Here is a 13,099-nt window from a genome sequence, read left to right on the forward strand (position 1 = left end):
GCAGACTGGCGCCCTCACGGGCACGGCGATCGCGGTGAACGGCGGGGCGGGCCGGTCGGGTGACGCGGGAAGCCGGCGCGGCATCGTGCATCGCACCGGCCGCCGCGCATGCGTCAGTCGAGATCGGGCGGCGTATCACCGAGCCAGCGCCGTGCGCCCGGCCCGTTGCGTCCCGCGCGGTCCTCGGGATTGGTCAGCTTGCAGCGCTTCAGCGACAGGCAGCCGCAACCGATGCATTCGTCGAGATTGATGTAGAGCCGCTGCAGTTCCTCGATCCGGTTCGCGACGCGCTGTTTCCAGCCGCGCGACAGCCGCTGCCAGTCCTTGTTGGTCGGCGCGGTGTCTTCCGGCAGGCTCACGAGCTGTTCGGCGATCTCGTCGAGCGAATAGCCGATCTTCTGCGCGAACACGATGAACGCGATCAGCCGCAGCACCGTGCGCGAATAGTGGCGATGGCTCGAGCCGTTGCGGTGCGACTTGATGAGCCCGCGCGTCTCGTAGAAACGCAGCGTCGATGCCGGCACGCCGCTGCGCGCGGCCACTTCGCGAATCGACATCAGCGGCCATTGCGGGGTTTCGTCGATACCCATGACGCCCTCCGGGAAAGCTTGACTTGAAGTTAACTTCAACTTTTATGCTACGCGGCAGTTTAACCCGTCGCGAGGCATCATGCTCTCCTTATCCCTACGCAGGACCTCGCCTTTGGGCGCGGCCTGCGTATTGCTGCTGGCGTTGTCGGGCTGTCACGACGGCAAAGGCGAAACGTCGGCCCAGCCGCTTCCCGAAGTCGGCGTGACGACCGTCGCGCCGCGCACGATCCGCCTCGCGGACGAATTCAACGGACGCGTCGAAGCAGTCGACGCGGTCGAGCTGCGGCCGCGCGTGAGCGGCTATCTGCAGCGCATCGCGTACAAGGAGGGCGACCTCGTCGCGCAGGGCGCGGTGCTGTTCGAGATCGATCCGCGTCCGTACCGGATCGCGCTCGACCGCGCGAACGCACAGCAGCAGCGGGCGCGCGCGGCCGCGAGCCTCGCCGACGTGCAGCTCAAGCGCGTGCGGACACTGATCGATGCGCATGCAACTTCCCAGGAGGAACTCGACAACGCGCGCGCGACCGCCGAGCAGGCGCGCGCCGACCTGCGGGCGGCCGACGCGGCCGTCGCCGACGCGAAGCTCAATCTCGGTTTCACCGAGGTGCGTGCGCCGATCGCGGGGCGTGTCGGCCGCGCGATCGCGACCGCCGGCAACCTCGCGCGCGCCGACGACACGCTGCTCACGACCGTCGTGTCGCAAGACCCCGTCTACGTGTATTTCGACTGCGACGAGCAGAGCTACCTGCGCTACAACGCACGGCGCGCCGACCCGAAGCATCGCGCGATCGGCGCCGATCCGGTGCGCGTGGGTCTCGCGAACGAGACGGGTTTCCCGCACGCGGGCACCGTCGATTTCCTCGACAACCGGCTCGATCCGCAAACCGGCACGATTCGTGCGCGCGTGCGGCTGCCGAACGCGGACCACACGTTCACGCCGGGCCTCTATGCGCGCGTCCAGCTCGTCAGCGGTCGCGACCAGGATGCGCTGCTCATCGACGACAAGGCGGTGCTCACCGACCAGGACCGCAAGTACGTGTACGTGATCGGCGCCGGCGACAAGGCGCTGCGTCGCGACGTCACGATCGGCCGTGCGCTGGACGGCGAGCGGATCGTCGAGAAGGGGCTGGAGCCGGGCGATCGCGTGGTCGTCGACGGCGTGCAGCGGATCTACTATCCGGGTGCGCAGGTGAAGCCGAAGGTGCTGCCTGCACGCGCGGATGCGGACACCGGCACCGGCCCGGGCAGCGGCACGCAGGCCGTGGCGGTGGCCGTGGCCGACGCCGGCGCGCCGGCCGCGCGGTAACGGGAGGCCCGCAATGGATTTCTCCCGCTTCTTCATCGACCGGCCGATTTTCGCGGTCGTGCTGTCGATCGTCATCTTCGCGATCGGCCTGATCTCGATCCCGATGCTGCCGGCCGGCGAATATCCGGAAGTCGTGCCGCCGAGCGTCGTCGTGCGCGCGACGTACCCGGGCGCGAACCCGAAGGAAATCGCCGAATCGGTCGCCGAACCGCTGGAAGAGGCGATCAACGGCGTCGAAGGCATCATGTACATGAAGTCGGTCGCCGGTTCGGACGGCAGCCTGCAGGTCGTCGTCACGTTCCTGCAGGGCGTCGATCCCGATACGGCCGCCGTGCGCGTGCAGAACCGCGTGAGCCAGGCGTTGTCGCGCCTGCCGGACGAGGTGCGCCAGTACGGCGTGACCACGCAGAAGCAGTCGCCGACGCCGCTGATGTACGTGAGCCTCCATTCGCCGGACAACAGCCGCGATTCGCTGTACCTGCGCAACTACCTGACGCTGCACGTGAAGGACGAGCTGTCGCGCCTGACCGGCATCGGCGACGTCGGCGTGTACGGCTCGGGCGACTACGCGATGCGGCTCTGGCTCGACCCGAACCGGCTGGCGTCGCGCGGGCTGACCGCGAGCGACGTGATCGCCGCGGTGCGCGAGCAGAACGTGCAGGTGTCGGCCGGCCAGCTCGGCGCGGAGCCGACGCCGAAGAAAAACGACTTCCTCGTGTCGATCAACGTGCGGGGCCGGCTGCGCACCGCGCAGGAATTCGGCGACATCGTGCTGCGCAACGGCGACGACGGCCAGGTCGTGAAGCTGTCCGACGTCGCGCGCATCGAGCTCGGCGCGGGCGACTATACGCTGCGCTCGTACTTCAACGACAAGCATTCGTCCGTGGTCGGCATTTTCCTGTCGCCTGGCGCGAACGCGCTCGACGTCGCGAAGGCGGTGTATGCGAAGCTCGACGAACTGTCGAAACGTTTCCCGCCGGGCGTCGCCTATCGTCCGGTGTGGGACCCGACCGTGTTCGTGCGCGAATCGATCCGCGCGGTGCAGCACACGCTGATCGAGGCCGTCGTGCTGGTCGTGCTCGTCGTGATCCTGTTCCTGCAGACCTGGCGCGCGTCGATCATTCCGCTCGTCGCGGTGCCCGTGTCGGTGGTCGGCACGTTCGCGTGGCTCTACCTGCTCGGCTATTCGATCAACACGCTGACGCTGTTCGGGCTCGTGCTCGCGATCGGGATCGTCGTCGACGATGCGATCGTGGTGGTCGAGAACGTCGAGCGCAACATCGCACAGGGTTTGAGCCCGCGCGACGCCGCGCACCAGGCGATGCGCGAGGTGTCGGGGCCGATCGTCGCGATCGCGCTCGTGCTGTGCGCGGTGTTCGTGCCGATGGCGTTCATGTCGGGTGTGACGGGCCAGTTCTACAGGCAGTTCGCGGTGACGATCGCGATCTCGACGGTGATCTCCGCGGTGAACTCGCTGACGCTGTCGCCCGCGCTCGCCGCGAAACTGCTGCGTCCGCACGGCGCGCCGAAGGATGCGTTGACCCGCGTGCTCGACCGTGCATTCGGCTGGCTGTTTCATCCGTTCAACCGCTTCTTCGAGCGCAGCTCCGATCGCTATCACGGCGTGGTCGCGCGCACGCTGAAGCGGCGCGGCGCGGTGTTCGCGGTCTGTGCGGCCTTGCTCGCCGCGACCGCGCTGCTATTCAACGCGGTGCCGGGCGGCTTCATCCCCGTGCAGGACAAGCTGTACCTGTTCGCCGGCGCGAAGCTGCCGGAGGGCGCGTCGCTCGCCCGCACCAGCGCGGTCACCGAGCAGATGACGAAGATCGCGCTCGGCACCGACGGCGTCGAGATGGTCCCGGCGTTCGCCGGGCTGAACGCGCTGCAGGGCGTGAACACGCCGAACATCACGAACTCGTACGTGATCCTGAAGCCGTTCGACCAGCGTCACCGCAGCGCCGCGCAGATCAACGCGGACCTGAACGCACGCTTCGCGGCGATCGGCGGCGGCATCACCTATGCGCTGATGCCGCCGCCGATCCAGGGCCTCGGCAACGGTTCGGGCTACTCGCTTTACCTCGAGGATCGCGGCGGGCTTGGCTACGGTGAATTGCAGAAGGCGCTGACGGCGTTCCAGGCCGCGGTCGCGAAAACGCCGGGGATGAGTTACCCCGTCAGCTCGTACCAGGCGAACATCCCGCAGCTGAAAGTGAAGGTCGACCGGCTGAAGGCGAAGGCGCAAGGCGTCGCGCTCACCGACCTGTTCAACACGCTGCAGGTCTATCTCGGCTCGATGTACGTGAACGACTTCAACGCGTTCGGCCGCGTGTACCGCGTGATGGCGCAGGCCGATGCCGGTCACCGGCAGACGGCCGCGGACATCGCGAACCTGCGCACGCGCAACGCGAAAGGCGAGATGGTGCCGATCGGCTCGATGGTGACGGTCGCGCCCGCGTATGGGCCGGACCCGGTCGTCCGCTACAACGGCTATCCGGCCGCGGACCTGATCGGCGACGCCGATCCGAAGGCGATGTCCTCGTCGCAGGCGATCGCGAAGCTGCAGCAGATCGCGAAGGACGTGCTGCCATCGGGCATCACGCTCGAATGGACCGATCTCAGTTACCAGCAGGTCACGCAGAGCAACGCGGCGATCGTCGTGTTCCCGCTCGCGGTGATGCTCGTGTTCCTGGTGCTCGCGTCGCTGTACGAGAGCTGGACGCTGCCGCTTGCGGTGATCCTGATCGTGCCGGTGTGCATGTGCGCGGCGCTGTTCGGCGTGTGGCTGTCCGGCGGCGACAACAACGTGTTCGTGCAGGTCGGTCTCGTCGTGCTGATGGGGCTCGCGTGCAAGAACGCGATCCTGATCGTCGAGTTCGCGCGTGAACTCGAAATCCAGGGCAAGGGCGCGATCGCAGCGGCGCTCGAGGCATGCAGGCTGCGGCTGCGCCCGATCGTGATGACGTCGGTCGCGTTCATCGCGGGCTCGGTGCCGCTCCTGATCGGCGGCGGCGCGGGCAGCGAAGTGCGGGCGGCTACCGGCGTCACGGTGTTCGCGGGGATGCTCGGCGTCACGTTGTTCGGGCTGTTCCTCACGCCCGTGTTCTACGTGGCGATCCGCAAGCTCGCGCGCGGCACGCCGGCCGTGTGGAGCGAACAGCACGGCACGCTCGAAGGAGAAAACCGATGAGCGCCGCATTCCGTCTTTCCGCGCTCGCGCTGTCGGTGACGCTCGCCGCGTGCGCGGTCGGCCCCGATTTCAAGCGGCCCGATACGGCGAGCGCCGCGCGCTTCGCGCGCGACGCGCATGCGACCACGCCCGATGCGTCGCCGCCCGTTGCGTCGGCCGCTGCCGATGCCGCGTTCTGGCGCGGCTTCGGCGATCCGGCGCTCACGCAGCTGATCGATGCGGCGCTCGCCGCGAACCAGGACCTGCAGGTCGCCGTATCGCGCTACGACGCATCGAACGCGCTGCTGTCGCAGGCCGCGTTCGACCGCTTTCCGACGATTACCGCGAGCGGCCGGATCGGCCATCAGTTGATGAGCAAGGACCAGGCGTTCGGCGCGCCGCGCAGCCAGCGCGATACGCCGATCTCCAATGTCGGGATCAATGCGGCGTGGGAACTCGACCTGTTCGGCCGCGTGCGCCGCTCGATCGAGTCGCAGCGGGCGGAAACGGCTGCGAGTGCGGCCGACGTGCGCGCGGTGCGCGTCGCGATCGCGGGCGAGGTCGCGAGCACGTACGTGGATCTGCGCGGCTCGCAGGAGCGGCTGCGGATCGCACGCGAGAACGCCGACAACCAGAAGCAGACGCTCGCGCTGATCAATGCGCGCGTCGGCGCGGGACGCGGCTCCGAACTCGATGCGGCGCGGGCGCGCGCGCAGTACGAATCGACGACGTCGCGGATCGCCGTGTACGAAGCGGCGATCGGCGTCGACGAGCATCGGCTCGCGGTGTTGACCGGGCAGACGCCGGATGCGCTGATCGGCCGGTTCGACATCACGAACGCAGGCGCATCGAAAGGCGCGCCGGTACCGCTGCCGGCGCTTGCAGCCGACATCGATCCCGGCACGCCGGGCGACCTGCTGCGCCGCCGCCCCGATGTCGCTGCCGCCGAAGCACGGCTGCACGCGGCGACCGCGCGGGTCGGCGTCGCGACAGCCGACCTGTTTCCGCGCTTCACGCTGTCGGGGCTGCTCGGCAGCGCGACGAGCAGCTACGGATTCTTCCGTGCGGGCAGCGATACGAACCTGATCGCGCTCGGCATCGACTGGTCGTTCCTCGATGTCGGCCGCGTGCGCGCGCGGATCGCGGCGAGCGACGCGGACGCGGCCGGCCAGCTCGCGCAGTACCGGCAGACCGTGCTCGGCGCGCTGGAGGAAACGGAGAACGCGCTGCTGCGTGTCGCTCGCACGCGGGAGGAGACCGCGCACCTCGTGCGCGCGGCGGACGACAGCGCTCGCGCGGCACAGCTTGCACAGACGCGCTTCTCGGCCGGTGCGATCGACTACTACGAAGTGCTCGACGCGCAACGGACGTTGCTGCAGGCGCAGGACGCGGCGGCCGACGGGCGGATGCGCAGCGCGGCATCGACGGTCGCGCTGTACAAGGCGCTCGCGGGCGGCTGGCCGTCGGGAACGGCGCAGACTGCACCGGGGCCGCTCGCGGGATCGGCGCAATAGTACGCCGGGGCGCGCGGCGGGCTGGGGCGGTGCGTCCGTGCGCCGTGCGGCCGATTCCGCATCGCCGGTCCGGTGCTCGAACCTTGTAGCCGGCCCGGCCCGGCCCGGCCCGCGAGCGCGTCGCATGGATTGACGGCTGTGGATGCGGTGCCGCTCGGGCGGATCGGCATGGCGCTCGGTACGGCGGTTTCGCGTCGATGCCAGTCGGCCGTTCAACAAGGCGGATCGCCGGCCCGGCGGTCGGCTGTCCGCTGGCGGCGGCTCCGCGCTTCGCCGTCGCTCCTGTCTTGCATCGCCCGCGCCGCCCGCGCGGCGCGGCAACCGGCCGATTCCCCGTCGCGAAACATTGTTCTGCCTCGTCGTAAACGTCTCGAATGCGTGATATTCGCGCTGCCCGATCCGGTTTAGAGTGGCCGCAAATCGATGACGATGTGTCGTATGGCCGCAGTCGCGGGCCGTACCGACGCACCAGAGGAGCTGGAGACAAATGACTGAAGGCAGGATTACCCAAGTCGAATCGTTCGGTTTCGAGCGCATTCCCGACGTATCGCGCTATGCGCGCCCGATCGATCTGTTCCGGTTGCTGTTCGGCGGCTGCAACACGTTTTCCACGTCGGTGCTCGGCAGCTTTCCCGTGCTGGTCGGGCTGTCGTTCAAGGCCGGCATGTGCGCGATCGTGCTGGGCGTGCTCGCCGGCACCTGCATCCTCGCGCCGATGAGCCTGTTCGGCCCGCGCAACGGCACGAGCGACCCCGTGTCGTCCGGCGCGCATTTCGGTATTCATGGCCGAATCGTCGGGTCGTTCCTCGCGCTGCTCACGTCGATCGCGTTCTTCTCGCTCGCGGTGTGGAGCTCGGGCGATGCGCTCGTCGGCGGCGCGCACGACATGGTCGGCGTGCCGGTCAACGGCTTCACGCTCGGCGCCGCGTACATGGTGTTCGCGGTGCTCGTGCTGATCGTCTGCATCTACGGCTTTCGCTTCATGCTGTGGGTCAACAAGATCGCCGTGTGGGCGGCGAGCCTGCTGTTCGTCGCCGGCCTGTTCGCGTTCGCGGGGATGTTCGACCTGAACTACGCGGGCACGCTGAACCAGGGCGGCGCAGGCTTCTGGGCCGCGTTCGTCGGCGCCGTGCTGGTTGCATTGAGCAATCCGGTATCGTTCGCGTCGACGCTCGGCGACTGGGCGCGCTACATTCCGCAGCAGACGCCGAAGCGGCGCGTGATGGCCGCCGTGTTCGCCGCGCAGATCGCGACCTTCGTGCCGTTCTTCTTCGGGCTCGCGACCGCGACCATCATCGCGTCGAAGGCGCCCGCGTTCATCGCGTCGAACGACTACGTCGGCGGGCTGCTCGCCGTGTCGCCGCGCTGGTTCCTGCTGCCGATGTGCCTGATCGCGATCATCGGCGGGATGTCGACCGGAACGACCGCGCTGTACGGCACGGGCCTCGACGTGTCGAGCATGTTCCCGCGCTTCCTGAACCGTGTGCGCGCGACGCTGCTGATCGGCACGATCGCGATCGCGTTCATCTTCGTCGGCCGCTTCTGGTTCAACCTCGTCGAAAGCGTCGCGACGTTCTCGACGCTGATCGACACGTTCAGCTGCCCGTGGATGGCGATCATGGTGATCGGCTACGTGACGCGCCGCGGTTTCTATCTCGCGGACGACCTGCAGGTGTTCAACCGCGGGCTGCGCGGCGGCCACTACTGGTTCACGCACGGCTGGAACCTGCGCGCGATGGGCGCGTGGCTGCCGGCGGCCTTCATCGGACTGTCGTTCGTGAACCTGCCGGGCCAGTTCGTCGGGCCGCTCGGCAACCTCGCGGGTGGGCTCGATCTCAGCGTGCCGATGTCGCTGGTGGTCGGCGGGCTGCTGTATTACGTGCTGCTGACGGTGTATCCGGAAGCGGAAGGCGTGTACGGCGCGCGCGGACGTTTCCTCGTGCGCGGTGGCAGGCAGGCGGCGCGCGGCGTCGGTGCACCGGCGATCCAGCCGAAGGGGTATTGAGCGCCGCGTTGCATCTGACTTCGAATCGGCTTCGGAAACGACAGTGCCGCCGTGCGGAAGAACCGCCGGCGGCATTGTCGTTTCCGGACGATTGATTCGGAATGCGTATGAGTTGTCGGTCTTGGTCGACCACGTCGCTCGCTGGGAGCGAAAACGCCCGCCATGCAGGCGGGCGTATGTCGACCGGAACGCGGATCAGTGGAACGTGCTGCCCGCGAGCATCCCGCCGTCGACGATGAATTCGGAACCCGTGCAATACGCGGATTCGTCGGACGCGAGGAACAGCACGAGGCTCGCCACTTCGTCGGGTTTGCCGATGCGTGCGATCGGCAGGCCGCTGTAGATCGACGACGGGTCGAAATCCACGTATTCCGGCGGCCGCGCCATCACGGTGTCGATGCCGCCCGGGTGGACCGAGTTCACGCGGATCCCGTAGCGGCCGAACTCGAGCGCGGCGGCCTTCGTCATCCCGCGCACCGCGAACTTGCTCGATACATACGCGCTGCCGCCGGCCACGCCTTCCATCCCGGCCGTCGACGACACGTTGACGATCGAGCCGCCGCCCGCATCCTTCAGCGCGGCCAATGCCGATTTCATGCCGAGCCAGCAGCCGACCTGGTTCACGTCGATCACCTTGCGATAGTCGTCGAGCGAACACGACTCGATCGGCACGAGCTTCAGGATCGCCGCGTTGTTCACGAGAATGTCGAGCCGCTCGAAATGCGCGAGCGTCGCATTGACGGCGGTGTGCCAGTCGTCTTCGTCCGTCACGTCGAGATGCTGATAGCGCGCGGCGTCGCCGAGTTCGGCCGCGACGCGCCGGCCCGCGTCGTCCAGCACGTCGGCGATCACCACGCGTGCGCCTTCGGCGACGAACCGGCGTGCCTCCGCCTCGCCCTGGCCGCGGGCGCCGCCCGTGATCAGCGCTACCTTGCCTTCGAGTCGTTTCATCGTGTGTGCTCCTGTGAGTGTAGGGGGACGCGCGCGGGCCCGCTCAGGCGGCAGCTGACGCGTCGATGATGCGAACCGGATCGGCGCCGTCCCAGGTACGCGCTTCCGCGATGCCGTGCGCGATCATCGCGCGCATGCCTGCACCTTCGATCACTTCGACGCGCACGCCGGGATCGTCGGCGTCGTCGAGATAGGCGACGCGCGTGGCCGGGTTGTGCGCGTCGAACACCACGCGCAGCCCGCGCGCCGTAAGTTGCGCGACGGCGGCATCGAGATCGTCGACCACCCATGCGACGTGATGCAGGCCCGTGAGCAGTTGTCCGTGCGCATCGCGGTACGGCGACGGCGCGTCGTTCGTCACGTGGATCAGTTCGATCTGCAGATCGGCGCGATACGCGAGCCCGACATCCATCGTGACCGTTGTCGCTTCGCCGAGGCAGCGGCCGTCGAGCCGCACGTTGCGGAACACGGTCCATGGGCCGACATCGTGGCGGGCGCGCCAGCGCGCGATGCTGCGGTCGAGATCGGCGACCACATAGCCGATCTGGTCGATGGGGCCGAGGATAGGGTCGTTCATGGTGTCTCCGTGGCGGGCGCGAGCGGACGCGGCGCCGTTTCGTGCGGCAATCGGCGCGCGATGAATGACGGTCATGATGGCAACAAAGGCGGCGCGGCGTGCCGTCCAAACGGACTAGCTGCGCGCTAACCGGACGGCGCTGGCCGCTGCATCGCTGACGCCGGATTTACGTACAGGACGGGACGAGCGAGGAAGGCGAGAGAGGCGAGGAAAGCGAGGAAGCGAGGAACGCGAGGAAGCGGGCAAGCGGGCAAGCGGCAAGCGGCAAGCGGCAAGTGGCAAGTGGCAAGCGGGCAAGCGGGGAAAGCGGAAAAGCAGGAAAGCAGGAAAGCAGGAAAGCAGGAAAGCAGGAAAGCGGGGAGGAGCCGAAGCTGACGAAGCGCGTAAACCGGATTCGCGCATTACCCCGCGTTCGGCCTCTTGACCGTCAGTCGGCACACCGTTGCGAGCGCAAGCAGGTTCGGATCGCGTTCGCGCCGATGCAGGAAGCTCAGGCCGATCGTCTGGCGGATCGTCGGTCCGGCGAGCGGCACCAGTGCGATCTTGTGCGAGAACAGGTCGCGCACGCGGCCCGGCAGCAGCGAATGGCCGACACCGCCCGACACGAGGTTGATCAGCGAAAAGATGTCGCCCACGCGCATCACGACGTTCGCCGTGACGCCCGCGGCCCGGAACGCTTTCGTGAAACCGTCTTGCGTCGCGAAACCTTCGCCGAGCGACACGAACGGCGCGTCGCCGCACGCGGCGAGATCGATCGCCTCGCATCGCGCATACGGCGAATCGACCGGCGCCGCAAAAAACATCTCGTCCTCGAACAGCGCGATCGACTCGATTTCGGCGTCCGGTTCGGGCAGCGCCATCAGCGTCGCATCAATCGCGCCTTGCCGCAGCTTGTCAAGCAGGTCGGCGTTCGAGCCGAGCACGAGCTCGGCCTGCAACTCGGGCCGACGCTCCTTCAGCGCGATCACGACCTCGGGCACCGTACGGATCGTCAGCGAATAGAGCGAGCCGATCTTCAATTGCCCGGCGCCGTAGCCGGCCGCTTCGCGCGTCGAGCGGATTCCGTCCGTCATCGTCTTTAGCACGTCGCCCGCGACCTCCGCGAGCACCTGCGCGGCGTCGGTCGGAATCAGGTTCCGTCCTTCGTGGCGAAACAGCGCGCAATGCATCCCTTCCTCGAGCGTGTGCAGCGCACGATGCACGCTGACCGTGCTGACGTTGAGCGCCTCGGCGGCTTTCGCGAGGCTGCCGGCTTCCATGAAGGCGAGAAGCACCTCGAGCTTGCGGAAGGTGATCTCTTCGTTGATGCGATTGCGCATGGTCGGGGCAGCGGGAAGGGCGATCGACGATTCTGCCGCAGAACGCCGGCAGCAACAATGCGCGAATGTCCGGAATATCCGCATCGCGGCGGTACGCGATGACGACGTTTAATCTGCGGCTAAGTATCGACCGCTCCCGTTAATTGATGCGGGTTTTCGGCGTCCCTATGATCGGTTCATGCCGGTTGCGCTCGGGCGCGGGACGATCTTGCGTGTCCCGTCGCGCGCAGCGGTTCGCGATCGCCCGCCCGGGCGGCGGCCGACACGGCCCCACGAGACTGCAGGAGACAAGCATGCGCGACCTACGTCGGAACACGCGGCATCGGCAAGTCATTGCCGCCGTCGTCGGCAATACCCTCGAGTGGTACGACTTCATCGTCTACGGTTTCTTTTCCGGCATCATCGCGCGGCTGTTCTTTCCCGCCGAAAGCCAGTATGCGTCGCTGCTGATGTCGCTCGCGACGTTCGGCGTCGGCTTCTTCATGCGTCCCGTGGGCGGCATCCTGCTCGGGCTCTATGCGGACCGCAAGGGCCGCAAGGCCGCGATGCAGCTCATCATCTTCCTGATGACGCTGTCGATCGCGCTGATCACGTTCGCGCCGTCGTACGCGACGATCGGCCCGGCGGCGCCGATCCTGATCGTCGTCGCGCGGCTGCTGCAGGGCTTCGCGACCGGCGGCGAATACGCGAGCGCCACCGCGTTCCTGGTCGAAAGCGCTCCCGCGCACCGGCGCGGCCTGTACGGCTCGTGGCAACTGATCGGCCAGTGCCTCGCCGTGTTCTCGGGCGCGGCGATGGGCGCGTGGGCCACGCAGGCGCTGTCGGATGCGGCGCTGCACAGCTGGGGCTGGCGCGTGCCGTTCGCGCTCGGGCTGCTGATCGGGCCGGTTGGCTTGTGGATCCGCCGTCACATGGAGGAGACCGAAGCGTTCCTTGATGCGAGCAAGTCGACGGTCGAGCCGCCGGCGAGCGTGTCGCGCGTGCTGCGCGACAACCTGCGCGGCGTGCTGGTGTCGATGGGGCAGACGATCACCGGCACGGCGGTGTTCTACGTGATGCTCGTCAACATGCCGACGTTCGTGCACAAGACCTTCGGGCTGCCGCTCGACCAGGTCTTCAAGGTGCAGATGGTGGCGGTCGCGCTGCTGACGGTGACGATTCCGGTCGCGGCGATCGTGTCCGACCGCATCGGCCGGCGGCCCGTGCTGATCGCCGGCACGCTGTCGCTGCTGACGCTCACGTATCCGCTGTTCTCGTGGCTGGCCGCCGCGCCTGGCATCGGGCGCCTGCTCGTGATGCAGCTCGTGATCTGCACGATCATCGGCATCTGCTACGGTCCCGCGCCGACCACGCTCGCCGAGCAGTTCGCGACGCGATCGAGATCGACCGGCGTCGCGCTCGCGTACAACGTTGCCGTGATGGTGTTCGGCGGTTTCGCGCCGTTCATCGTCACCTGGCTGACGCGTGCGAGCGGGTCGCCCGTCGCGCCCGCGTGGTACGTGCTGTTCGCCGCGTCGTTCGGGCTGGCCGCAAGCGTGTTCATGCACGACGGCGCGCCGTGCGTGCTCGCGCGCCGGCAGTTCTCGGGCGAGCCGCTGAGCGCCAAATAGCCGTTCGCCGTTCGGGGCGATCAGCCATCGGCCCGGGCGGCATGCGGCGTATCGGCGCCGC

9 protein-coding genes are annotated in these 13,099 nt (G+C 68.0%); 5 read left to right on the forward strand and 4 right to left on the reverse strand.

The window, feature by feature from the left end:
* Positions 1 to 113: 113 nt before the first annotated feature.
* Positions 114 to 590: a redox-sensitive transcriptional activator SoxR gene (gene soxR / locus NQV17_RS05010; RefSeq protein WP_257769485.1), complete on the reverse strand. Its 477-nt coding sequence runs from the start codon at positions 588 to 590 to the stop codon at positions 114 to 116.
* A gap of 79 nt (positions 591 to 669) precedes the next feature.
* Between soxR and NQV17_RS05015 the strand changes: the two genes are divergently transcribed.
* The 4 genes from NQV17_RS05015 (at position 670) to NQV17_RS05030 (ending at position 8,581) form a co-directional block, all read left to right on the forward strand.
* Positions 670 to 1,896, forward strand: coding sequence for an efflux RND transporter periplasmic adaptor subunit (locus NQV17_RS05015; RefSeq protein WP_257769487.1), 1,227 nt, complete (start codon positions 670 to 672; stop codon positions 1,894 to 1,896).
* A 13-nt stretch (positions 1,897 to 1,909) separates the two neighbouring features.
* Positions 1,910 to 5,083: an efflux RND transporter permease subunit gene (locus NQV17_RS05020; RefSeq protein ID WP_257769489.1), complete on the forward strand. Its 3,174-nt coding sequence runs from the start codon at positions 1,910 to 1,912 to the stop codon at positions 5,081 to 5,083.
* A complete protein-coding gene (locus NQV17_RS05025) occupies positions 5,080 to 6,576 on the forward strand; it encodes an efflux transporter outer membrane subunit (protein WP_257769491.1) in 1,497 nt (498 codons plus the stop codon). Before NQV17_RS05020 ends, NQV17_RS05025 begins: the two co-directional genes overlap by 4 nt.
* A gap of 487 nt (positions 6,577 to 7,063) precedes the next feature.
* The gene (locus NQV17_RS05030) at positions 7,064 to 8,581 is read left to right on the forward strand and encodes a cytosine permease (protein ID WP_257769493.1); all 1,518 of its coding nucleotides are present in this window, start codon (positions 7,064 to 7,066) and stop codon (positions 8,579 to 8,581) included.
* Positions 8,582 to 8,776: 195 nt separating this feature from the next.
* Here the strand turns inward: NQV17_RS05030 and NQV17_RS05035 are convergent, their stop codons facing one another.
* The 3 genes from NQV17_RS05035 to NQV17_RS05045 all read right to left on the reverse strand — a co-directional run bounded on the left by NQV17_RS05035 (position 8,777) and on the right by NQV17_RS05045 (position 11,428).
* Positions 8,777 to 9,532: a glucose 1-dehydrogenase gene (locus NQV17_RS05035; protein WP_257769495.1), complete on the reverse strand. Its 756-nt coding sequence runs from the start codon at positions 9,530 to 9,532 to the stop codon at positions 8,777 to 8,779.
* 43 nt (positions 9,533 to 9,575) lie between these two features.
* Positions 9,576 to 10,109 carry a VOC family protein gene (locus tag NQV17_RS05040; protein ID WP_044846702.1) on the reverse strand — a complete coding sequence of 178 codons (534 nt, stop codon included), beginning with the start codon at positions 10,107 to 10,109 and terminating at the stop codon, positions 9,576 to 9,578.
* Between the two features lie 401 nt (positions 10,110 to 10,510).
* Positions 10,511 to 11,428 carry a LysR family transcriptional regulator gene (locus NQV17_RS05045; protein ID WP_257769497.1) on the reverse strand — a complete coding sequence of 306 codons (918 nt, stop codon included), beginning with the start codon at positions 11,426 to 11,428 and terminating at the stop codon, positions 10,511 to 10,513.
* A 293-nt stretch (positions 11,429 to 11,721) separates the two neighbouring features.
* Here NQV17_RS05045 and NQV17_RS05050 point away from each other — a divergent pair, with 293 nt between their 5' ends.
* A complete protein-coding gene (locus tag NQV17_RS05050; protein WP_257769499.1) occupies positions 11,722 to 13,038 on the forward strand; it encodes an MFS transporter in 1,317 nt (438 codons plus the stop codon).
* Positions 13,039 to 13,099: the final 61 nt, after the last annotated feature.

The organism is Burkholderia sp. SCN-KJ, from assembly GCF_024656005.1.
Taxonomy (GTDB): Bacteria; Pseudomonadota; Gammaproteobacteria; order Burkholderiales; family Burkholderiaceae; genus Burkholderia.

Coding starts and splice junctions, on each gene's coding strand:
- soxR (WP_257769485.1), bottom strand. CDS start 590: ATGGGTATCGACGAAACCCCGCAATGGCCGCTGATGTCGATTCGCGAA.
- NQV17_RS05015 (WP_257769487.1), top strand. CDS start 670: ATGCTCTCCTTATCCCTACGCAGGACCTCGCCTTTGGGCGCGGCCTGC.
- NQV17_RS05020 (WP_257769489.1), top strand. CDS start 1,910: ATGGATTTCTCCCGCTTCTTCATCGACCGGCCGATTTTCGCGGTCGTG.
- NQV17_RS05025 (WP_257769491.1), top strand. CDS start 5,080: ATGAGCGCCGCATTCCGTCTTTCCGCGCTCGCGCTGTCGGTGACGCTC.
- NQV17_RS05030 (WP_257769493.1), top strand. CDS start 7,064: ATGACTGAAGGCAGGATTACCCAAGTCGAATCGTTCGGTTTCGAGCGC.
- NQV17_RS05035 (WP_257769495.1), bottom strand. CDS start 9,532: ATGAAACGACTCGAAGGCAAGGTAGCGCTGATCACGGGCGGCGCCCGC.
- NQV17_RS05040 (WP_044846702.1), bottom strand. CDS start 10,109: ATGAACGACCCTATCCTCGGCCCCATCGACCAGATCGGCTATGTGGTC.
- NQV17_RS05045 (WP_257769497.1), bottom strand. CDS start 11,428: ATGCGCAATCGCATCAACGAAGAGATCACCTTCCGCAAGCTCGAGGTG.
- NQV17_RS05050 (WP_257769499.1), top strand. CDS start 11,722: ATGCGCGACCTACGTCGGAACACGCGGCATCGGCAAGTCATTGCCGCC.